This is a genomic window from Streptomyces sp. SAT1 (assembly GCF_001654495.1).
Classification (GTDB): domain Bacteria; phylum Actinomycetota; class Actinomycetes; order Streptomycetales; family Streptomycetaceae; genus Streptomyces; species Streptomyces andamanensis.
On the sequence record NZ_CP015849.1, the window covers coordinates 5,121,529 to 5,141,493 of the forward strand.

General features: G+C 73.4%; 22 protein-coding genes. 15 read left to right on the forward strand and 7 right to left on the reverse strand.

Annotation, left to right across the window (positions count from 1 at the left end; translation table 11 throughout):
- The first annotated feature begins 27 nt into the window (after positions 1-27).
- Positions 28-684 carry a trimeric intracellular cation channel family protein gene (locus A8713_RS22210; protein ID WP_064535372.1) on the forward strand — a complete coding sequence of 219 codons (657 nt, stop codon included), beginning with the start codon at positions 28-30 and terminating at the stop codon, positions 682-684.
- Here the strand turns inward: A8713_RS22210 and A8713_RS22215 are convergent.
- Entirely contained in the window at positions 593-1,840 is a 1,248-nt protein-coding gene (locus tag A8713_RS22215; RefSeq protein ID WP_064535373.1) for an alpha/beta hydrolase, read from the reverse strand. The genes A8713_RS22210 and A8713_RS22215 overlap by 92 nt on opposite strands.
- 164 nt (positions 1,841-2,004) lie before the next feature.
- Here A8713_RS22215 and A8713_RS22220 point away from each other — a divergent pair, with 164 nt between their 5' ends.
- Positions 2,005-2,865: a thioesterase family protein gene (locus tag A8713_RS22220; RefSeq protein ID WP_037888666.1), complete on the forward strand. Its 861-nt coding sequence runs from the start codon at positions 2,005-2,007 to the stop codon at positions 2,863-2,865.
- Here the strand turns inward: A8713_RS22220 and A8713_RS22225 are convergent.
- Both A8713_RS22225 and A8713_RS22230 read right to left on the reverse strand, forming a co-directional pair.
- Positions 2,852-3,439, reverse strand: coding sequence for a TIGR03086 family metal-binding protein (locus A8713_RS22225; protein ID WP_064535374.1), 588 nt, complete (start codon positions 3,437-3,439; stop codon positions 2,852-2,854). The two genes, A8713_RS22220 and A8713_RS22225, sit on opposite strands and share 14 nt — an antisense overlap.
- Positions 3,440-3,602: 163 nt before the next feature.
- Positions 3,603-4,226, reverse strand: coding sequence for a TetR family transcriptional regulator (locus A8713_RS22230; protein ID WP_064535375.1), 624 nt, complete (start codon positions 4,224-4,226; stop codon positions 3,603-3,605).
- 132 nt (positions 4,227-4,358) lie between these two features.
- On the opposite strand from A8713_RS22230, the gene A8713_RS33845 reads away from it, so the two are divergent.
- From A8713_RS33845 to A8713_RS22240, 3 genes are all read left to right on the forward strand, one after another.
- Positions 4,359-4,523: a hypothetical protein gene (locus A8713_RS33845; protein WP_173860890.1), complete on the forward strand. Its 165-nt coding sequence runs from the start codon at positions 4,359-4,361 to the stop codon at positions 4,521-4,523.
- A 45-nt stretch (positions 4,524-4,568) separates the two neighbouring features.
- On the forward strand, positions 4,569-4,835 hold the full coding sequence (locus tag A8713_RS22235) for a hypothetical protein (RefSeq protein WP_064535376.1): 267 nt from the start codon (positions 4,569-4,571) through the stop codon (positions 4,833-4,835).
- A gap of 93 nt (positions 4,836-4,928) precedes the next feature.
- Positions 4,929-6,098, forward strand: coding sequence for a cysteine desulfurase family protein (locus A8713_RS22240; RefSeq protein WP_064535377.1), 1,170 nt, complete (start codon positions 4,929-4,931; stop codon positions 6,096-6,098).
- A gap of 18 nt (positions 6,099-6,116) precedes the next feature.
- Here A8713_RS22240 and A8713_RS22245 read toward each other — a convergent pair whose 3' ends face one another.
- Entirely contained in the window at positions 6,117-6,797 is a 681-nt protein-coding gene (locus A8713_RS22245; RefSeq protein WP_064535378.1) for an N-acetylmuramoyl-L-alanine amidase, read from the reverse strand.
- A gap of 59 nt (positions 6,798-6,856) precedes the next feature.
- Between A8713_RS22245 and mnmA the strand changes: the two genes are divergently transcribed.
- Positions 6,857-7,987 (forward strand): tRNA 2-thiouridine(34) synthase MnmA, encoded by a 1,131-nt coding sequence (gene mnmA, locus A8713_RS22250; RefSeq protein ID WP_064535379.1) that lies wholly within the window; start codon positions 6,857-6,859, stop codon positions 7,985-7,987.
- 55 nt (positions 7,988-8,042) lie between these two features.
- Here the strand turns inward: mnmA and A8713_RS22255 are convergent, their stop codons facing one another.
- Positions 8,043-8,822 (reverse strand): alpha/beta fold hydrolase, encoded by a 780-nt coding sequence (locus A8713_RS22255; RefSeq protein ID WP_064535380.1) that lies wholly within the window; start codon positions 8,820-8,822, stop codon positions 8,043-8,045.
- 38 nt (positions 8,823-8,860) lie between these two features.
- Positions 8,861-9,184 carry a DUF427 domain-containing protein gene (locus A8713_RS22260; protein WP_064535381.1) on the reverse strand — a complete coding sequence of 108 codons (324 nt, stop codon included), beginning with the start codon at positions 9,182-9,184 and terminating at the stop codon, positions 8,861-8,863.
- 76 nt (positions 9,185-9,260) lie between these two features.
- On the opposite strand from A8713_RS22260, the gene A8713_RS22265 reads away from it, so the two are divergent.
- The 5 genes from A8713_RS22265 (at position 9,261) to A8713_RS22285 (ending at position 16,289) form a co-directional block, all read left to right on the forward strand.
- Positions 9,261-9,800 (forward strand): TIGR00730 family Rossman fold protein, encoded by a 540-nt coding sequence (locus A8713_RS22265; protein WP_064535382.1) that lies wholly within the window; start codon positions 9,261-9,263, stop codon positions 9,798-9,800.
- A gap of 15 nt (positions 9,801-9,815) precedes the next feature.
- Positions 9,816-10,514, forward strand: a complete 699-nt coding sequence (locus tag A8713_RS22270) for an SDR family oxidoreductase (RefSeq protein WP_079159075.1) — start codon at positions 9,816-9,818, stop codon at positions 10,512-10,514.
- Positions 10,515-10,544: 30 nt separating this feature from the next.
- The gene (locus A8713_RS22275; protein WP_064535384.1) at positions 10,545-11,552 is read left to right on the forward strand and encodes a methionine synthase; all 1,008 of its coding nucleotides are present in this window, start codon (positions 10,545-10,547) and stop codon (positions 11,550-11,552) included.
- Between the two features lie 16 nt (positions 11,553-11,568).
- Positions 11,569-13,764, forward strand: a complete 2,196-nt coding sequence (gene ligA / locus A8713_RS22280; RefSeq protein ID WP_064535385.1) for an NAD-dependent DNA ligase LigA — start codon at positions 11,569-11,571, stop codon at positions 13,762-13,764.
- Between the two features lie 260 nt (positions 13,765-14,024).
- The gene (locus tag A8713_RS22285) at positions 14,025-16,289 is read left to right on the forward strand and encodes a putative bifunctional diguanylate cyclase/phosphodiesterase (protein WP_064535386.1); all 2,265 of its coding nucleotides are present in this window, start codon (positions 14,025-14,027) and stop codon (positions 16,287-16,289) included.
- 432 nt (positions 16,290-16,721) lie between these two features.
- Here A8713_RS22285 and A8713_RS22290 read toward each other — a convergent pair whose 3' ends face one another.
- On the reverse strand, positions 16,722-17,309 hold the full coding sequence (locus tag A8713_RS22290) for a TetR/AcrR family transcriptional regulator (protein ID WP_064535387.1): 588 nt from the start codon (positions 17,307-17,309) through the stop codon (positions 16,722-16,724).
- 104 nt (positions 17,310-17,413) lie between these two features.
- On the opposite strand from A8713_RS22290, the gene A8713_RS22295 reads away from it, so the two are divergent.
- From A8713_RS22295 to A8713_RS22310, 4 genes are all read left to right on the forward strand, one after another.
- On the forward strand, positions 17,414-17,785 hold the full coding sequence (locus A8713_RS22295; RefSeq protein ID WP_018568628.1) for a DUF4267 domain-containing protein: 372 nt from the start codon (positions 17,414-17,416) through the stop codon (positions 17,783-17,785).
- 138 nt (positions 17,786-17,923) lie between these two features.
- Positions 17,924-18,220, forward strand: coding sequence for an Asp-tRNA(Asn)/Glu-tRNA(Gln) amidotransferase subunit GatC (gene gatC, locus A8713_RS22300; RefSeq protein WP_006130840.1), 297 nt, complete (start codon positions 17,924-17,926; stop codon positions 18,218-18,220).
- 6 nt (positions 18,221-18,226) lie between these two features.
- Complete coding sequence (gene gatA, locus A8713_RS22305; protein WP_064535388.1) at positions 18,227-19,720, forward strand: Asp-tRNA(Asn)/Glu-tRNA(Gln) amidotransferase subunit GatA; 1,494 nt, start codon at positions 18,227-18,229, stop codon at positions 19,718-19,720.
- Positions 19,717-19,959 carry a hypothetical protein gene (locus tag A8713_RS22310; RefSeq protein ID WP_018568630.1) on the forward strand — a complete coding sequence of 81 codons (243 nt, stop codon included), beginning with the start codon at positions 19,717-19,719 and terminating at the stop codon, positions 19,957-19,959. The genes gatA and A8713_RS22310 overlap by 4 nt, the downstream gene beginning before the upstream one ends.
- Positions 19,960-19,965 lie beyond the last annotated feature (6 nt).

The window sequence follows — 19,965 nt, forward strand, 5'->3', positions numbered from 1 at the left end:
CGGCCGCGCCCCGCGTAAGAATGTGGGGTGCTTCAGCAACTGTTCAGCCCCTCCGTCCAGCACACGGTGGACGTCATCGGCATCTTCGTGTTCGCCATCTCCGGCGCGCTGCTGGCCGTCCGCAAGAACTTCGACGTCTTCGGCATCGCCGTGCTCGCCGAGGTCACCGCGCTGGGCGGAGGGCTGTTCCGCGACATCGTCATCGGGGCCGTGCCCCCGGCCGCCTTCACCGACCTCGGCTACTTCCTGACGCCGCTGCTCGCCACGCTCGTGGTCTTCTTCCTGCATCCGCACGTGGAGCGCATCCAGCGGGCGGTGTACGTCTTCGACGCGGCCGGCCTCGGCCTGTTCTGCGTCTCGGGCACGGTCAAGGCGTACGACTACGGGCTCGGCCTCACCTCGTCGGCCACCCTGGGCCTGGCCACCGCCGTGGGCGGCGGTGTGCTGCGTGACGTGCTCGCCAACGAGGTGCCCTCACTGCTGCGCTGGGACCGCGACCTGTACGCGGTCCCGGCGATCGTCGGCTCCACCATGGTGGTGCTGTGCATCCACTACGACGCGCTGAACCCGTTCACCAGCGGGCTCGCGGTGGTCACGGCTTTCGCGCTCCGCCTGCTCGCGATGAAGTACCACTGGCGAGCTCCGCGGGCGTGGAACCGGCGTTCGACCGTCCGTGAGGAGTAGCCGGGGCGCCGGCGGACCCGTGGCCGCCGGGCGCCTCGTGGCGCAGCTCAGCGGTCAGCCAGCGGAACGCGGTGGGCACCTGGGGCCGCCACAGCGCCATGCTGTGCCCGCCCGCGCTGCGCGGCAGGAAGACCACGCGCACCTTGGTGGGGGCCTTCGCCACCTGGGCCAGGGCGGTGCCGGCCTCGTAGCCGTCGCCGGACTCGCCGGAGACGTACAGCGAGACGCGCGGCGGGGTGCGGGCCTCCTTCAGCAGCAGGTAGGGGTTGTTGGCCCGGCGCAGGGCGGGGGTCGTGGCGGCCAGCGAGTGCTTCTCGCCGATCGGGTCGTTGTAGCCGGACAGGCTGATCGCGGCCCGGTAGCGGTCGGGGTGGGCGACGGCGAGCTTGGCCGCGCAGTGCGCGCCGGCCGAGTAGCCCGCGGCGGACCAGCCGTCGGGCGCGCCCTGGGCCCGGAAGTTGTCCGTGATCATCTTCGGTACGTCGATGCTCAGCCAGGTGTCGGCGTTCACGGTGCCCGGGATGTTGGCGCAGCCGGTGTCCGCCTTGGCTATCACGTTGGTGCGCGGGGAGACCAGGATGAACGGGGCGACCTGGCCGGAGCGCATCAGCGGTTCGAGCTGCTCGTGCACGTGCAGTGAGCCGAACCACGCCTTGGCCGAGCCGGGGTAGCCGGACAGCAGTTCCACCACCGGGAACTTCTTGTCCCGGTACGCCGGGTCGTCGTACTGCGGCGGCAGCCAGACGTAGACCTCGGCGTCCACCCCGGAGACCCGGCCCTTGAGCTGGGTGACCCGGACCCCGCCGGCCGCGTCCATGGACGGCCCGTCGGCCGGGGAGAACGTCTGGCGGACCTTGGGCAGCTTGCGGTAGGCGACCCCGCCGGTGCCGTCCGCGCCCAGGTCGGCGGCCTGCTGCACATGGTTGCCGGTGCCGAGCAGGTCGCCCCAGTTGTCGTAGAGGTTGTTGCTGTTGTTCACCAGGACGAAGACCAGCGTGATGGCGGTCGCCTGGGCGAACAGCAGCATCAGCCCCCGCAGGGTGGCGCGCAGCACCTTGGGGCCCCGGGTGCGGGTCCACAGGACGAACGGCAGGACCAGGGCGATCACGGCGAGGGTGATGGTGGTGTACAGGAACGGAGTCCCGGTGAGGCTCATGTCCCCGTAGAGGGAAAACCGGGGCCCCGGGTTTACGGACGAGTGCGGACACTTACCGAGAAATTGCCGACACTCACGCAGCGGACACCATCCGTCACACAGCTGTCATCCGGCCGTCAGATTGAAAGCTACCGCTTAGTAGTTTGCTGTTGTACCGTTCCGGTATGCCAGATGCAGCCTCCGCCCCGGCCGTGCGGGCCACGATCGGCGACAGCGAGTTCGACCGGGACACCGCCGTCGTCCGGCGCGCCCCCGGCGTCTACGACATCGACCTCTCCGCCGGCTGGACGATCATCAACGCCGTCAACGGCGGCTATCTGCTGGCCGTCCTCGGCCGCGCGCTCGCGGACGCCCTGCCGCACAGCGACCCCTTCACCGTCTCCGCGCACTACCTGACCGCCTCCCGGCCCGGTCCCGCCGTGGTGCGCACCGAGGTGGTGCGCACCGGCCGCACCCTCTCCACCGGCCAGGCCTCGCTCTTCCAGCAGGAGGAGGACGGCACCGAGGTGGAGCGCATCCGCGTCCTGGCCTCCTACGGCGACCTGGACGCGCTCCCGGACGACGTGCGCACCACGGCCGAGCCGCCCGCCCTGCCGCCCGCCGCGCAGTGCTTCGGCCCCGAGGACGGGCCCGCCCCGGTCGACGGCAGCTCCGCCATCGCCGACCGGCTGATGCTCAAGCTGGACCCCGCCACCCTGGGCTGGGCACTCGGCGCGCCGAGCGGCCGGGGCGAGATGCGCGCCTGGTTCGGCCTGGCCGACGGCCGCGACGCCGACCCGCTCTCCCTGCTGCTCGCGGTGGACGCGCTGCCGCCCACCGCCTTCGAGCTGGGGCTCAAGGGCTGGGTCCCGACCGTCGAGCTGACCGTGCACATCCGCTGCCGCCCGGCCCCGGGTCCGCTGCGGGTGTCGATCACCACCCGCAACCTGGCCGGCGGCTTCCTGGAGGAGGACGCCGAGGTCTGGGACGAGGCCGGGCGGCTGGTGGCGCAGTCCCGGCAGCTCGCCCGGGTCAGGCTCGGCTGACCGGGGTCCGGCCCAGCCAGGCCGCGAGACGCTCGTGCGCGTCGGCGCCCTCGTCCACCGGACGGGCGTCGGCGAACGGGACGCCCTCGCCGCGCCCCGACTCCGGCAGCACCCGGCGGGCGGCGTCGAGCGCGGCCTCGGAGAGCGCGGGGTCCAGCTCCAGGGGGCGGCCGACGGCCTCGTTGAGGTCCCAGGTGTGCGCCACCAGCTCCATCAGATATCCGGCCAGCGCCGCCTGTCCCGGCACCTCGCCCCAGGGCACCCGCACCGGCGCGGTCAGCCGCTCCTCGGGCTGCCACGCCTTGACGGCCCGGCTCCGCGCCTCCTCGTAGGCGCCCGACCAGTCGTCGTCGGCGACGACCACGGCGGAGGGGTCGACGGAGAGCCCGTCCCCGCCCTCCCCGGCGACGGCGATCCGCAGGGTGCCGCCCACGATGTGGCCCAGCAGCGCACGGACGTCGAACTCGGTGCACGGCGTCGGGTCCGTCAGCTGCTCCGGGCGTACGGCCCTGATCAGCGCGGCGGCCTGCTCGGTGGCGCGGGCGTAGGCGGCACGGGGGTCGGCGGTGTTCATGAACGTTTCCTTCCGGCGGGTGTGATCACTTCGTCGGTACGCCCCCACCCTGGCCGCCGGCCCCCGGCTTCCTCCCGGCTTCAGCGGAGAGCGGACACGGCTGCCACGGCGGACACGGCTGCCACGGCGGGCACGGCTGCCACGGCGGGCACAGCGGCCCCGCTCACTCCAGCCAGTGCCGGCGGCCGATGCTGATCAGCCGCAGCCGGCGGGTGGCCAGGCGGGCGACCCGGTCGCGTTCCGCGGGGGAGTCGGGTGCCTCCAGGAAGAGCGAGGCGGTGATCAGCATCTGGTCGACGTACAGATGCGCGAGCATGAGCAGATCGTCGTCGCTCCAGCCCTCCGCCTGCGGGTCCTTGGCCAGTTCGTCCTTCACCTCGCGGGCGAAGCGCGCCAGTTGACCGCGTATCGCCTCGCGCACCGGCTGCACTCCGCCGTGCCGCTCGCGGGCGATGAAGCGGACGTGCGAGGGCTGCTCCGCCACATGACGGGCGATCAGTTCCACGGCACGGGCGATGCGTTCCTCACTGCCGTCCGCCGTGGAGACCGTGGTCCGGATCATCGGGTGCAGCCCGCCGAGCGCCTCCTCGACCAGGGCGACACCGAGGTCGGCGGTGGAGCGGAAGTGCCGGTAGAACGCGGTCGGCGCCACGCCCACGGCGCGGGTGACCTCGCGCAGGCCCAGGCTGCTCAGGCTCTGCTCCTCCAGCAGGGCCAGCGCCGCGTCCAGCAGGGCCCGGCGGGTCTTCTGCTTCTGGGCCTGCCGGGCGCCGAGCGTGTGACTCATGCCATACAGTTAACAACTGTTCTCCGTAATTTCCAAGCGAGAGCGGCGCTAGACTGGGTAGTCAGTGAACAACTGTTACCGCAAGCGTCCGCCGGGGGGACCCCGGCCGGCGCCGAAGGGGGATCCGATCCCATGCTGTTCCTCGCCGCCGCCCTGCTGCTGTTCGGCGTGACCCTGGGCACCGTCGCCCACGTCCCGCTCGGCTTCACCGCCGTCGCCGCCACCGTCATCGCCGCCTGGCTCGCCGTCTTCGCGCTCCGCGAGCGCCACGCCCGCCGCCGCGGCACCTCCCACTGACGCCGTCCGGCCCGCCCGACCGCACCACCGCAGGAGGCATCCGCCATGCAGCTCACCGCACCGGCCACGAGCCGCCGGCTCGCCCGCGACGCCGACGGCATGGCCGTCGCGTCCTTCGTCCTCGGCCTGATCGGACTGCTCGTCCTCAACGTCGTCCTCGGCCCCATCGCCGTCGTCCTGGCCGCCGTCGCCCTGTGGCGCGGCACCGCCCGCCGCGGCCGCGCCCTGCTCGGACTGACCCTCGGCATCGCCGACCTGGTCGTCCTGCTCTCCTTCGCCCAGCTGGACCACACCCTGTCCTGGAGCTTCTGAGCGGCCCGGACACCGGCGGCCCGGCGAGGACCGCGCCGCGGCGCGACCGTGGCCGGGGGACGCCCGCGGGCGCCCCGTAGAATCAGGCCCACCATGGCTTACCTCGACCACGCCGCGACCACCCCCATGCTCCCGGAGGCGGCAGAGGCACTCACCGCCGCGCTGGGCCTCACCGGCAACGCCTCCTCCCTCCACGCGTCCGGCCGCAGGGCCCGCCGCACGGTCGAGGAGTCCCGCGAGATCCTCGCCGAAGCACTCGGCGCCCGCCCCAGCGAGGTCGTCTACACCTCCGGCGGCACCGAGGCCGACAACCTCGCCGTCAAGGGCCTGTACTGGGCCCGCCGCGCCGCCGACCCCGCCCGCACCCGCGTCCTGGCCAGCCCCGTCGAGCACCATGCCGTCCTCGACGCCGTCCACTGGCTCGGCGAGCACGAGGGCGCCACCGTCGAGTACCTCCCGGTCGACTCCTACGGGCGCGTCCACCCCGAGGCCCTGCGCGAGGCCATCGCCCGTGACCCCGGCGACGTGGCCCTGGCCACCGTGATGTGGGCCAACAACGAGATCGGCACCGTCCTGCCGGTCCGCGAACTGGCCGAGGCGGCCGCCGAGTTCGGCGTACCGCTGCACGCGGACGCCGTCCAGGCGTTCGGCCAGGTCCCGGTCGACTTCGCCGCCTCCGGGCTCGCCGCGATGACCGTGTCCGGCCACAAGATCGGCGGCCCCTACGGCATCGGCGCGCTGCTGCTGGGCCGCGAGTACACCCCCGTGCCCGTGCTGCACGGCGGCGGCCAGGAACGCCACGTCCGCTCCGGCACCCTCGACGTGCCCGCCGTCGCCTCCTTCGCCGTGGCCGGCCGGCTCGCCGCCGGGCAGCGCGAGTGGTTCGCCCGCGAGATCGGCGCCCTGCGCGACGACCTGGTCACCGCGGTCCGCGCCGCCGTCCCGGACGCGATCCTCGGCGGCGACCCGGCGCCCGGGGGACGGCTCCCGGCCAACGCCCACTTCACCTTCCCCGGCTGCGAGGGCGACTCGCTGCTGCTCCTGCTGGACGCCCAGGGCATCGAGTGCTCCACCGGCTCCGCCTGCACCGCGGGCGTCGCCCAGCCCAGCCATGTCCTGCTCGCCACCGGCGCCGACCCCGACCTGGCCCGCGGCACCCTGCGCTTCTCCCTCGGCCACACCTCCACCGAGGCCGACGTGGAGGCCGTCGCCCGCGCCATCGGCCCGGCGGTGGAGCGGGCACGGGCGGCGGGCCTGAGCTGAGGGCGCCCGCGCGAGGGCTCAGGTGCGCGCGGTCCGCTCCCGCAGCACCAGCCGCAGATAGCGGTCCCAGTCCCAGTGCGGACCCGGGTCCGTGTGGTCGGCGCCCGGCACCTCCACATGCCCGATGATGTGCGCGCGGTCCACGGGTATCGCGTACCGCGCGCAGATCCGCGCCGTCAGCCGCGCCGAGGCGGCGTACATCGCGTCCGTGAAGGACGCGGCCTTTTCCACGAACCCCTCGTGCTCTATCCCGACACTGCGCTCGTTGTACTCCCGGTTGCCCGCGTGGAAGGCCACGTCCAGCTCCCGGATCATCTGCGTCACCCGCCCGTCCGCGCGCACGATGTAGTGCGCGGCGGCCTGGTGCCCCGGATCCTCGAACGCCTTCACCGCGCTCGCGTAACTGCCCTGCGTCACATGGACGACCACCCGGTCCACCGTGTAGTCGTCCGGCCGGTCCGCGCGCCGGTAGTTCGCCGGCGAGGCCGCCACCCAGCGCGCACCGGCGAAGTCCACCGCGCCCGCCACCCGGGGCCGCTGGTCGCCCGGCAGCCGCCACCACAGCCGGGACAGCTCCCCGCGCCACAGCACCGCCCCGCCCACGGCGGCCGCCGCCCCGCCGACCAGCACCGCGCGGCGGGCCGGCCACCGCCCCGCGCCGCCGTCCCCGCCGCCCTGCCGGGCCTTCTCCGTCGCCATGCGACCTCCAACGGATATCCGGCGGCCCCGGTTCCCGCGCCCCGTACCCTGGAGGGGCTATGACTGAGACCCCGCAGCGCCCCCGCCCCCTCCGAGTCCTCGCCGCCATGTCCGGCGGCGTGGACTCCGCCGTCGCCGCGGCCCGCGCCGCGGAAGCGGGCCACGACGTCACCGGCGTCCACCTCGCGCTCTCCGCGAACCCGCAGTCCTTCCGCACGGGCGCGCGGGGCTGCTGCACCATCGAGGACTCGCGCGACGCCCGCCGCGCCGCCGACGTCATCGGCATCCCCTTCTACGTGTGGGACCTCGCCGAGCGCTTCCGCGAGGACGTCGTGGAGGACTTCGTCGCCGAGTACGAGGCCGGCCGCACCCCCAACCCGTGCCTGCGCTGCAACGAGAAGATCAAGTTCGCCGCGCTGCTGGACAAGGCCCTCGCCCTCGGCTTCGACGCGGTCTGCACCGGCCACTACGCGAAGGTGGTCCGGCGCGAGGACGGCTCCCGCGAACTGCACCGCGCCTCCGACCTGGCCAAGGACCAGTCCTACGTCCTCGGCGTCCTGGACGAGCGGCAGCTCGCGCACGCGCTCTTCCCGCTCGGCGACACCGTCACCACCAAGGACGAGATCCGCGCCGAGGCCGAGCGCCGGGGCCTGGCCGTCGCCAAGAAGCCCGACTCCCACGACATCTGCTTCATCGCGGACGGCGACACCCAGGGCTTCCTGGCGAAGCGCCTGGGCCGCGCCGAGGGCGACATCGTCGACGAGTCCGGCGCGGTCGTCGGCAGCCACGAGGGCGCCTACGGCTTCACCATCGGCCAGCGCAAGGGCCTGCGGATCGGCACCCCGGCCCCCGACGGCAAGCCGCGCTACGTCCTGGACATCTCGCCGGTGACCAACACCGTCACGGTCGGCCCCGCCGCCGCTCTCGACGTCGACGCCCTCACCGCCGTCCGCCCCCGCTGGTGCGGCACCGCCCCCGTCGGCCCCGGCACCTACACCGCCCAGTTGCGCGCCCACGGCGACGAGACCGAGGTGAGCGCCGAACTCGTCGACGGCACCCTGGAGGTGTCCTTCGCCGAGCCCGTGCGCGGCGTCGCCCCCGGCCAGGCGATCGTGCTGTACGACGGCACCCGCGTCGTCGGCTCGGCGACGATCGCCTCCACCCGGCGGGCGACGGCGGACGCGCTCTGACGACCGGCCCGACGTCCGGTCGCCGTCCGGCCCCGGCGGCGGCCGGGAGGGCGCCCTACGCCCCGTAGAACTCCCTGAGCACCGGCGCCAGCACCTCCGGCTCCACCGCGTGCGTCTGGCCCTCCAGGACGCCGTACGCGCCGTCGGGCACCGCCTGCGCGACCCGGCGGGCCGCCTCGCGCATCGGGCCGGGGCTCGCGCCGCCCGCCAGCGCCAGCACCGGCACGGCGACCGACGCCAGCAGCGCCTCCGGCACGGTGCCGTCGCCCATGACGGCGTCGTCGTACGCGAGGGTGGGCGCGACCGCCTCCAGACCCGGCCACATGGGGGAGTGGCGGGCGTTGACGATCATCTGCTCGGCCAGCCCGGTCACCCGCAGGAACAGCTCCACCGCGTCCCCGCGCCGCCCCTCGGCCAGCGCCCGGTCCAGCTCGGCGGAGTACCGGGCGCGCTCGTCGCCGTGGTCCTGGCGCACCTCGAACGGCGGCTCGTACACCGCCACCCGTCGCACCGGCACCCCGGCGGCGGCCGCCCGAAGCGCCAGCACGGCACCCGAGGAGACGCCGTAGAGCGCCGCCTCGCCGCCCGCCGCCTCCACCACGGCCGCCAGGTCCTCCACCTCGCGCTCCACCGCGTACGGCGGCGTGTCGCCGCTCTCCCCGCGGCCCCGCCGGTCGTACACCACCGCGGTGCACCCCGGTGCCAGCGCCGCCGCCAGCGGCGCGACCGTGGCGCCCGTCGACATCGCCCCGCTGACCAGTACGGCCACCGGCCCGCTGCCGGTGAGCCGAAAGGCGATCGGGGTGCCGTCACGGGAGAGGGTCTTCTTGTCCATGGCTGTGCAGACTGCCACGCGCGCGGCGGCTCGCCGGGCTACAACACTTCGGTGTCGTAGAAGCAGAGGTGGTCCTTGATCGCCGCGACCTCCGGTTTCGGGTCGGGGTAGGCCCACACCAGGTCCGGCGCGTCCGGCAGCGACCAGTAGGACGCGTCGCCCTTGAAGGGGCAGTGCGTGTGCGTGTCCGAAGGGGTCAGCAGGTCGAGGCGTACGTCCTCGGCGGGCAGGTAGTAGCGCGGGGGACAGCCGGTCTCGCGCAGCACCAGGGGCCGCCGGCTCTCCGCCAGGACCTGACCCGCGCGCACCACGCGCACCTGCTCGTCGCCCTGCTCGACGGTGATCGTGTGTCCTTGTGTCATACCGGGAACAGCGCTCGCGCGCGCGGGCTTCTTCCCGTGTGCCGAAGGCGGCCGGGCGCCGCGTACCGTGAGGCGCATGAACATCTGCGTCTTCCTCTCCGCCGCCGACCTCGACGACCGCTACACACGCCCCGCCCGGGACTTCGCCCGGCTGCTCGGCAAGGGCGGGCACAGCCTGGTGTGGGGCGGCTCGGACACCGGCCTGATGAAGGTCGTCGCGGACGGCGTGCAGGAGGCGGGCGGACGGCTGATCGGCGTGTCAGTCGACTTCCTCTCGGCCAAGGCCCGGCCCGGCGCCGACGAGATGGTGATCGCGGGCGACCTCGCCGAGCGCAAGAAGCTCCTCCTGGAGAAGGCCGACGCCGTCGTCGTCATGGTGGGCGGCACCGGCACCCTGGACGAGGCCACCGAGATCCTGGAGCTGAAGAAGCACGGCCGCACCGACAAGCCCGTGGTGCTGCTCAACACGGCCGGCTTCTACGACGGTCTGCGCGAGCAGTTCCGCCGGATGGAGGAGGAGGGCTTCCTGCCCCGCCCGCTGGCCGAGCTGGCGTTCTTCGCCGAGGAGCCCGCAGGGGCGCTCACGTACCTGGAGGAGTCGCTGAGCGGCCGCTGACGCGCGGGTGCGAGCATGGCGGGCATGGCTACACATGTGATCACCGGGGCCGGTTCCGGCATCGGCGCGGCCCTCGCCCGCCGCCTGCACGCGCGCGGGGACGACCTCGTGCTGCACGCGCGCGACGCGGGCCGCGCCAAGGAACTGGCGGCCGGGTTCCCCGGCGCCCGCACCCTCGTCGGCGACCTGGCCGACCCGGACCGGCTCAGCTGGGCGTTCTCGCACCAGAGCCTGCCCGACCGGGTCGACTCCCTGCTGCACGTCGCGGGCGTCGTCGACCTCGGCCCGGTCGGCGAGCTGACCCCCAGGGCCTGGCACCACCAGCTGAACGTCAACCTGGTCGCCCCCGCCGAGCTGACCCGCCACTTCCTGCCGCAGCTGCGCGCCGCCCGCGGCCACGTCGTCTTCGTCAACTCCGGCGCGGGCCTGGCCGCGCACGCCGACTGGGCCGCGTACGCCGCCTCCAAGCACGGTCTGAAGGCGCTCGCCGACGCCCTGCGCCAGGAGGAGCACGGCAACGGCGTCCGCGTCACCTCCGTGTACCCGGGCCGCACCGCGAGCCCCATGCAGGTCAAGGTGCACCGGCAGGAGGGCAGGGAGTACGACCCGGCCCGCTGGATCGACCCCGAGTCGGTGGCGACGAGCGTCCTCACGGCCCTCGACCTGCCCCGGGACGCGGAGGTCACCGACCTCACGGTGCGGCCGGGGCACTGAGCGCGCCGCGGCGTTCCGTACGCTGCTGCGGTGAGCGAAAACAGCGAGTTCGGCTTCGCCCCGGCCACCGGCCTCGGGTCGATGCCCGGCGGGGACGCCCGTGAGGCCGTCAAGACCGTCACCGGGACCTTCGAGGACTTCCCCTTCCTGCCCGAACTGCCCGCGCGCGGGCCCGGTGCCGACATGATCGGACGCACCGCCGGGATGCTCGTCGAGATGTACGCGCGCGTGGAGCCCAGCGGCTGGCGCCTGGGCGACCGGCCGGGCCGCGACACCCGGCGGGCCAGGAGCTGGCTGGTCGAGGACCTGGACGCCCTGGAGGAGTACACCCAGGGCCACGAGGGCGCGCTGAAGGTCCAGGCGGCCGGGCCGTGGACGCTCGCCGCGGCGCTGGAGCTGAGGAACGGCGAGGCGGTCCTGTCCGACCCCGGCGCCTGCCGGGACCTGACCGCCTCGCTCGCCGAGGGGCTGCGGCTGCACCTGGCAGAGGTCCGGCGGCGGGTGCCCGGCGCCCGCCTCGTCCTCCAGCTGGACGAGCCGTCCCTGACCGCCGTGCTGCGCGGCCAGGTGCGTACCGCGAGCGGCTACCGCACCCACCGGGCCGTCGACCGGCAGATCGTGGAGGCCGGCCTGCGCGACGTCCTCGGCGCGCACTCCGGCGGCCCCGTCGTCGTCCACTCCTGCGCGCCCGACGTGCCCTTCGCGCTGCTGCGCCGGACCGGTGCCGCGGGCGTCTCCTTCGACCTCGCACTCCTCACCGAGCGTGACGACGAGGCCATCGGAGAGGCGGTGGAGGGCGGCACCCGGCTCTTCGCCGGTGTCGTCCCCACCACGGACGGCCCGTTGTCAGACCCTGCCGGTAGCGTCATGGGTGTCAGAACGCTGTGGCGCAGGCTGGGGCTGCGACCGGAGCTGCTCGCCCGGTCGGTCACCCTCACCCCGGCGTGCGGACTCGCGGGAGCTTCCCCCGCGTACGCACGCCAGGCGCTCGCCCACTGCGTCCGGGCGGCGAGATCCCTCGCGGACAACCCAGAGTAATCGGGAGGACAACACGGTGGCCGGCGACAAGCAGCAAGCGGAGACAGCGGTGCCCGCCGAGGCGCGGGAGGAGCACGCCCGGCTCGCGGAGCAGGTCGAGGAGCACCGCTTCCGGTACTACGTGAAGGACGCCCCCGTCGTCAGCGACGCCGACTTCGACCGGCTGCTGCGCTCCCTGGAGGCACTGGAGGACACCTACCCGGAGCTGCGCACGCCCGACTCGCCCACCCAGAAGGTGGCGGGTTCGTACGCCACGGAGTTCACGGCCGTCGAGCACCGCGAGCGGATGCTCTCCCTGGACAACACGTTCAACGACGACGACCTCGCCGCCTGGGCCGACCGCATCGCCCGCGAGCTGGGCGAGCAGGAGTACCACTTCCTGTGCGAGCTGAAGGTCGACGGCCTCGCGGTCAACTTGACGTACGAGCACGGCCGGCTGACCCGTGCGGCCACCCGCGGCGACGGCCGCACCGGCGAGGACATCACCCCCAATGTGCGCACCATCGCGGAGATCCCCGACCGGCTGCACGGCGAGAAGGTGCCCGGCCTCGTGGAGATCCGCGGCGAGGTCTTCTTCCCGATGGAGAAGTTCGAGGAGCTGAACGCCCGGCTGGTCGAGGCCGGCGACAAGCCCTTCGCCAACCCGCGCAACGCGGCGGCCGGTTCGCTGCGCCAGAAGGACCCGCGCGTCACCGCCACCCGCCCGCTGCACATGGTGGTCCACGGCATCGGCGCCCTGGAGGGCTACGAGGGCCTGAACCGCCTCTCCCAGGCGTACGAGCTGCTGCACGGCTGGGGCCTGCCCACCTCCCCGCACAACAGGGTGGTGGACGACCTCGCGGGCGTGCGCGAGTTCATCGCGTACTACGGCGAGCACCGGCACTCCGTGGCGCACGAGATCGACGGCGCCGTCATCAAGCTCGACGAGATCCGCCTCCAGGGCCGCCTCGGCTCCACGGCCCGCGCGCCCCGCTGGGCCATCGCGTACAAGTACGCGCCCGAAGAGGTCAACACCAAGCTCCTCGACATCAAGGTGGGCGTCGGACGCACCGGCCGGGTCACGCCCTACGCGCAGGTCGAGCCGGTCACGGTGGCCGGCTCGGAGGTCGAGTTCGCCACCCTGCACAACCAGGACGTGGTCAAGGCCAAGGGCGTCCTCATCGGGGACACCGTGGTGCTGCGCAAGGCCGGTGACGTCATCCCGGAGATCCTCGGCCCGGTCGTCGACCTGCGCGACGGCAGCGAGCGGGAGTTCGTCATGCCCGCCGAGTGCCCCGAGTGCGGTACGCCGCTGCGGGCCATGAAGGAGGGCGACATCGACCTGCGCTGCCCCAACGCCCGTACGTGTCCGGCGCAGTTGCGCGAGCGGGTCTCGTATCTGGCGGGCCGGCAGTGCCTGGACATCGAGCACTTCGGCGAGGTCGCCGCCGCCGCGCTCACCCACCCGCTGGAACCGGCCGATCCGCCGCTGGCCGACGAGGGCGACCTGTTCGACCTGACGGTGGAGAAGCTGCTGCCCATCAAGGCCCATGTGCTCGACCCGGACAGCGGTCTGCCCAAGCGGGACCCGAAGACCGGCGAGGAGAAGGTCGTCACCGTCTTCGCCAACCAGAAGGGCGAGCCGAAGAAGAACACCCTGGCGCTGCTGGAGAACATCGCGGCGGCCAAGGACCGCCCGCTGGCCCGCTTCCTGAACGGGCTTTCCATCCGCCATGTGGGCCCGGTCGCCGCGCAGGCACTCGCGCGCGAGTTCCGTTCCCTGGACCGGATCGAGCAGGCCACCGAGGAGGAACTGGCCAATATCGACGGCGTCGGCCCGATCATCGCGGCGGCCGTCAAGGAGTGGTTCACCGAGGACTGGCACCGCGAGATCGTGCGCAAGTGGAAGGCGGCCGGTGTGCCGTTGGAGGACGCGTCCTCCGGCGCCGACGAGGGGCCGCGTCCGCTGGAGGGCCTGACGGTCGTGGTCACCGGCACCCTCGAACACTTCACCAGGGACGGAGCCAAGGACGCGCTCCAGAGCCGGGGCGCCAAGGTGACCGGTTCGGTGTCGAAGAAGACGTCGTTCGTCGTGGTGGGCGACAACCCCGGTTCGAAATACGACAAGGCGATGCAGGCGAAGGTTCCGGTGCTGAACGAGGAAGGTTTCGGAATTCTCCTGGAACAGGGCCCGGAAGCGGCGGCCGAAGTCGCTCTACCGACCGAAGAGTAGCGGTTGAAGGCCCTCCGATCGGCGCATATCAGATGCATACGGGTGGCCGGGGCGCATTCGGGCAACCGTCCGCGACCGCTGCCCGAGGAAGCCTTCCGCGGCCTACTGTTGAGGAGTGCGCCCGCCGTGCCCAGTTGCGGCCGGGGCATCCCCGTGCTCCTGACGAGTACGTGGAAGGGTTTTCCAGCGCGGCTGTGCCCAGGGGACGTCGGGCATCGGGCCGCGTGGCGTGGGCACCGCCGGCTGTGAGAGGGACGGGAATGGAACCGACCGAGAGCGCCTCCCCGCACTCACGGCTGCGCCGGATGACCGGTGCGTGGCGCGGACGGGGGAGGCGGACGGGACAGCGTTCGCGCCCGGACCGGCGCACCGCACCGCCGGGGCACCCGGGCCGCGCCGCCCGGCCGTACGCGGTCACGGAGGTCCGCGCCCCCGTCCGCCCGCCCGGTGAGCACCTGTCAGGGCTGCCCGGCACCGGGACCGGCACGCGTCCGTCCCGGCCGGCCCTGCCCGCGGTGGTCGCCTCGGCCGCCGCCCTCACCCTCGGCGCCGGTTTCTACGGCGCGTTCACCGCGGGTCACGCCCTCTTCCCGTCCGGCACGGCCGGCTGGTCGCTGGCCGTGCTCACCGGCGTCATCGTCGGCCACCTGGTCATGCTCGGCCGGGCCCGCTGGTGGGGCGGCACCGGCTCCGGCGCCGCCCTCACCCTCGCCGTGCTGCTGCTCTACGGCTGGGTGCCGGCCGGACTGGTCAGCCTCACCGTCGTCGTCCTGGTCGGGGTGGCCCGGCGCCACCGCTGGCGCCCCGGCGTGCTGCACGGCTCCGTCGACATCCTCGGCATCGCCGCCGCCGCCCTGCTGCTCGGTGCCTTCGGCCGGGTGCCGACCGTGGAGCACCCCTGGGACCCGGGCACCTGGACCGTGTACACCGCCCTCCAGGTGGTGCTCGTCGCCGCCGTCTACCTGGCGGTGACCCGCGTCCTGCTCTGGTACCTGCACTCCCCGCGCACCGACCCGGTGCCCACCGTGGCCCGCACCGCGCTCGTCAGACAGGGCCTGGTCGCGGTGGCCCTGCTCGGCATCGCGCCGCTGGTCTGCGTCGTCGCCGTCGCCGAACCGGTCCTGCTGCCGCTGTTCGCCATTCCGCTCATCGCCCTGGACTCCACCCTGTGGATCGCCCGCGCCCGCGCCGAGGAGCAGTTGCGCGACCCGCTGACCGGGCTGCCCAACCGGCAGTGGCTGCTGGAGCGCATCTGGACCGCCCTGGACGACGCCGAGCGCATCGGCGCGCGCGCCGCCCTGATGCTGATCGACCTCGACCGCTTCCGCTCGGTCAACGACACCCTCGGGCACCTCGCCGGGGACCGGCTGCTGCTCCAGATCGCCGACCGGCTGCGGCAGGCGCTGCCGCGCGGGGCGGAGGCCGCGCGGCTCGGCGGGGACGAGTTCGCCGTGTTACTGCCCGTCGCCGACTCCACGACCTCGGCGACCCGTATCGCGCGCGGCCTGGTCACCACGCTCAGCTCGCCCCTCGACCTCGACGGGCTCACCCTCGTCCTGGAGGCCAGCGCCGGGGTCGCCGTCTTCCCCGACCACGCCCTGGACGCCGAGGGCATGCTGCGCCGGGCGGACGTGGCGATGTACCAGGCCAAGCGGGACCGCACCGGCGTGGAGGCGTACGAGTCCAAGCGGGACTCCAACACCCCCGACCGGCTCGGGCTCCTGGGCGACCTGCGCCGGGCCCTGGACGCCCACGAGGTGCAGCTGCACTACCAGCCCAAGGTGCGCTTCGACGGCCAGGTGGCCGGCCTGGAGGCGCTGGTGCGCTGGGTGCACCCCGAGCGCGGCAAGGTGCCGCCGGACGAGTTCATAGCCATCGCCGAGTCCTCCGGGCTGATGCCCCATCTGACGGAGTACGTGCTGGAGACCGCCCTCGGGCAGGTCGCCGCGTGGCGCGCGCAGGGCCTGTTCGTGCCGGTGGCCGTCAATGTCTCCCCGCGCGATGTGCACACCCCCGGCTTCGCCGGTTCGGTGGCCGCCCGCCTCGCCCGGCACGGCGTCCCGGCGGGCGCCCTCCAGCTGGAGATCACCGAGCATGTCCTCCTGGAGGACCCGCAGCGGGCCGCCGACACCCTGGCGGGCCTGACCGCGCACGGCGTGAAGATGTCCCTGGACGACTTCGGCACCGGCTACTCCTCGCTGGTGCACCTGCGCAGGCTGCCGGTGAGCGAGCTGAAGATCGACCGCTCGTTCGTGGCCCGCCTCGCGGTGGACACCGAGGACGCCGAGATCGTGCGCTGCACCGTCGACCTCGCCCACTCCCTCGGCCTCCTCGTCGTCGCCGAGGGCGTCGAGGACGACGAGACCTGGGAGCGGCTGCGCGACCTGCGCTGCGACGCCGTACAGGGCTGGCTGGTCGCCGCCGCGATGCCCCCCGAGGAGACCACGGCCTGGCTCCGCGCCCGCGGCTCCCGAGGCTGGATCCGCCCGGCGGCGGCCCTGCCCGCGGTGGCGACGGACGAGTGAACCCGGGGCCGGGCCGTCGCTCCCGTCGCGGCCGGAGGGCGGCGCACCGGGTCTGACGGCGGCGCGGTCCGCACCCGGCCCGCGCGGCGCGCGGACGCGGGGGCGGGGCGGGGGCGTAGGTCCGCGTCACGCCACGCTCACCGTCGCGTGCTCTCCGCAGGGCGATATCCGGTCGGTCCGGTCCGGTTCGGTCTGGTTCGGTCCGGTTCGGTACGGGGAGCCGTGAGAAGGCGATGCCTCGTCGGGTGCCTGAAGCCGTCCGGCCGCGGCTGCGCGGGCGGCGACGGATGAATGTCCTCCGGCCCGGCGGGTCGTTGTCCGCGGACGACAACCCGTCTGCGGCGGCGGTGCCGGTCGCCCGGCCCCGTCGGCGGACGACGAGTGGCCCCGGCGCCCGCCCGCCGTGGCTGGACGCCCGGCCCGCAGGCCGGGTCAGTCCGTGCCGGGTGGGGCGAAGCGGCTGGTCAGGAGGGCGAGGCGCTGTTCGTGGGCGGCTTCCGGGAGGCGGCCGCTGCGCATCAGGGTGACCAGGCCGTGCAGACCGGCCCAGTACGTCTCCGTGAGGAGTGCGGGATCGTCGCCCTCGGCCGCTACGGGGGCGACCGCCGCGAGCAGTTCGCCGAACGCCTCGTGGAGGGCCGCCGGAGCCTCGGGAGTGGCGAACGGCAGCTCGGTCTCGTGGGTGAAGATCGCGTCGTAGAGCGCGGGCCGCCGCCGGGCGAAGGCGGTGTACGTCTCGCCCACCGCGGTGAGCGCCTGGCGTACGCCCGAGGCCGCCGTACGCGCCGCGCGCAGCTCGACGGCGAGTTCCGCGCAGCCCTGCACCGCGACCGCCGCCATGATCGCGCCCTTGCCCTTGAAGTGGCTGTAGAGGACCGGCTGGCTGTACTCGATCTCGGCGGCGAGCCGGCGGGTGGTGACCGCGTCCCAGCCCTCCGCCTCGGCCAGTTCCCGCGCGGCCGTCACGATCAGCCGTTCGCGGTCCGCTCGTTCGCGCTCCCGGCGCTTCTGGATGGTCATGCATTCCATTCTAGCGACGCTAGCCAATCTGTCGATGCTCTGCTAGCTTCGCTCCCATCGCTAGCACTGCTAGGTGCCAGCTCGGGAGATTCGGGAGAAGAGACGTGACCGTCACCGCGTACACCCTGGCCGTCGTGCTCGACCTGTTCTGCGTGTTCCTCGGCTACCGCTTCCTGTTCCAGCCCGGCCCGGCCGCCGCCGGCTACGGCGTCCCCGCCGACCCGTCCGGCGACGCCGGCGCCTATCTGACGATCAAGGGCCTCAGGGACGGCACCCTCGGCGTCGTGGGCCTGGCGCTGCTGGCCTTCGCGGGCGCCGGGGCCGAGGCGTGGTTCCTGCTCTGCGTGGCCCTCGTGCCGCTCGGCGACACCCTGATAGTCCTGCGCCACGGCGGCACGAAGGCCGTCGCCTTCGGGATCCACTTCGCCACGGCGGTCGTCGTGCTGATCGGCGCCGGACTGCTCTTCGCCCTGTGACGCGCCCCGGGCGCCCCGGGGAAACCGCTGTACGGGCACCCGCCCCGGCCCCATAGGATTGGGCCAAACCGACTTGCCCGAACCGACTTGTCCAAGCCGGTTTGCCCGAACCACACACTCACCCCAGAGGAACGCTGCATGCCTGGCATCACGCGCGAGGAGGTCGCCCACCTCGCCCGGCTGGCGCGTCTGGAGCTGAAGCCCGAAGAGCTCGACCACTTCGCGGGACAGCTGGACGACATCATCGGCGCGGTGGCCCGCGTCAGTGAGGTCGCCGACCAAGACGTACCGCCGACCTCCCACCCGCTGCCGCTGACGAACGTCATGCGCGCGGACGAGGTCCGTCCGTCGCTCACCCCCGAGCAGGCGCTGTCCGGCGCCCCGGCCCAGGAGCAGCAGCGTTTCAAGGTGCCGCAGATCCTGGGGGAGGAGTAAGCAGTCATGACGGACATCATCAAGCTCACCGCCGCCGAGACCGCCGCGAGGATCGCCTCCGGCGAGCTCACGGCCGTCGAGGTGACCGAGGCGCACCTGGCCCGGATCGACGCCGTCGACGAGAAGGTGCACGCCTTCCTGCACGTCGACCGCGAGGGCGCCCTCGCCCAGGCCCGCGCCGTGGACGAGAAGCGCGAGCGCGGGGAGAAGCTCGGCCCGCTGGCCGGCGTCCCCCTCGCGCTCAAGGACATCTTCACCACCGAGGGCGTGCCGACCACCGTCGGTTCCAAGATCCTCGAAGGCTGGATCCCGCCGTACGACGCGACGCTCACCAAGCGCCTCAAGGACGCCGGTGTCGTCATCCTCGGCAAGACCAACATGGACGAGTTCGCCATGGGCTCCTCCACCGAGAACAGCGCCTACGGCCCCACCGGCAACCCCTGGGACCTCACCCGGATCCCCGGCGGCTCCGGCGGCGGCTCCTCCGCCGCGCTCGCCTCCTACCAGGCACCGCTGGCCATCGGCACCGACACCGGCGGCTCCATCCGCCAGCCGGCCGCCGTCACCGGCACGGTCGGCGTCAAGCCGACCTACGGCGCGGTCTCCCGCTACGGCATGGTGGCCTTCTCCTCCTCGCTGGACCAGGGCGGCCCCTGTGCCCGCACGGTCCTGGACGCGGCCCTGCTGCACGAGGTGATCGCCGGGCACGACCCGCTGGACTCCACCTCCATCGACGCGCCGGTCCCGCCGGTCGTCGAGGCCGCGCGCAACGGCAGCGTGGCGGGCATGCGCGTCGGCGTGGTCAAGCAGTTCCGCGGCGAGGGCTACCAGGCCGGCGTCATCCAGCGCTTCGACGAGTCCGTCGGGGTGCTCAGGGAGCTGGGCGCCGAGATCGTCGAGCTGGACTGCCCGTCCTTCGACCTGGCCCTCTCGGCGTACTACCTGATCGCGCCCTCGGAGTGCTCCTCCAACCTGGCCCGCTTCGACGGCCTGCGCTACGGCCTGCGCACCGGCGACGACGGCACCCGTTCGGCGGAGGACGTCACCTCCCTCACCCGTGAGGCGGGCTTCGGCCCCGAGGTCAAGCGCCGCGTCATGCTCGGCACCTACGCGCTCAGCTCCGGCTACTACGACGCGTACTACGGCAGTGCCCAGAAGGTCCGTACGCTGATCAAGCAGGACTTCGACGCGGCGTTCGAGCAGGTCGACGTGATCGTCTCCCCGACGACCCCGACCACCGCCTTCGCGATCGGCGAGCGCGCCGACGACCCGATGGCGATGTACCTGGCCGATCTGTGCACCATCCCCACCAACCTGGCGGGCAACGCGGCCATGTCCCTGCCCTGCGGTCTGGCCCCGGAGGACAACCTCCCGGTCGGCCTGCAGATCATCGCCCCGGTGATGAAGGACGACCGTCTCTACAAGGTGGGCGCCGCCGTCGAGGCCGCGTTCGTGGAAAAGTGGGGACACCCGCTGCTCGAGGAGGCTCCGTCGCTGTGAGCAATGCCCTGTCCAAGGCCAAGGGCTTCAAGAAGTCCAAGTCCGGTACGTACCTGTCCATGGCGACGACCGCGTTCGGCGCCGTCGGCGTCATCAAGCAGGCCAGAAAGGCCCGCTCGGAGAGCGACACGCTGCGTCTGATCGACGCCGCCGTGTCCGCCGCGGCCATCGTCACCGGCCTCGCCATCCTCTACCGCGAGCTGAAGCGGCTGGGCGACGACGACGTCCTGCTGGGCTGAGAGGGA

Coding starts and splice junctions, on each gene's coding strand:
- A8713_RS22215 (WP_064535373.1), bottom strand. CDS start 1,840: ATGAGCCTCACCGGGACTCCGTTCCTGTACACCACCATCACCCTCGCC.
- A8713_RS22220 (WP_037888666.1), top strand. CDS start 2,005: ATGCCAGATGCAGCCTCCGCCCCGGCCGTGCGGGCCACGATCGGCGAC.
- A8713_RS22225 (WP_064535374.1), bottom strand. CDS start 3,439: ATGAACACCGCCGACCCCCGTGCCGCCTACGCCCGCGCCACCGAGCAG.
- A8713_RS22230 (WP_064535375.1), bottom strand. CDS start 4,226: ATGAGTCACACGCTCGGCGCCCGGCAGGCCCAGAAGCAGAAGACCCGC.
- A8713_RS33845 (WP_173860890.1), top strand. CDS start 4,359: ATGCTGTTCCTCGCCGCCGCCCTGCTGCTGTTCGGCGTGACCCTGGGC.
- A8713_RS22235 (WP_064535376.1), top strand. CDS start 4,569: ATGCAGCTCACCGCACCGGCCACGAGCCGCCGGCTCGCCCGCGACGCC.
- A8713_RS22240 (WP_064535377.1), top strand. CDS start 4,929: ATGGCTTACCTCGACCACGCCGCGACCACCCCCATGCTCCCGGAGGCG.
- A8713_RS22245 (WP_064535378.1), bottom strand. CDS start 6,797: ATGGCGACGGAGAAGGCCCGGCAGGGCGGCGGGGACGGCGGCGCGGGG.
- mnmA (WP_064535379.1), top strand. CDS start 6,857: ATGACTGAGACCCCGCAGCGCCCCCGCCCCCTCCGAGTCCTCGCCGCC.
- A8713_RS22255 (WP_064535380.1), bottom strand. CDS start 8,822: ATGGACAAGAAGACCCTCTCCCGTGACGGCACCCCGATCGCCTTTCGG.
- A8713_RS22260 (WP_064535381.1), bottom strand. CDS start 9,184: ATGACACAAGGACACACGATCACCGTCGAGCAGGGCGACGAGCAGGTG.
- A8713_RS22265 (WP_064535382.1), top strand. CDS start 9,261: ATGAACATCTGCGTCTTCCTCTCCGCCGCCGACCTCGACGACCGCTAC.
- A8713_RS22270 (WP_079159075.1), top strand. CDS start 9,816: ATGGCGGGCATGGCTACACATGTGATCACCGGGGCCGGTTCCGGCATC.
- A8713_RS22285 (WP_064535386.1), top strand. CDS start 14,025: ATGGAACCGACCGAGAGCGCCTCCCCGCACTCACGGCTGCGCCGGATG.
- A8713_RS22290 (WP_064535387.1), bottom strand. CDS start 17,309: ATGACCATCCAGAAGCGCCGGGAGCGCGAACGAGCGGACCGCGAACGG.
- gatC (WP_006130840.1), top strand. CDS start 17,924: ATGCCTGGCATCACGCGCGAGGAGGTCGCCCACCTCGCCCGGCTGGCG.
- gatA (WP_064535388.1), top strand. CDS start 18,227: ATGACGGACATCATCAAGCTCACCGCCGCCGAGACCGCCGCGAGGATC.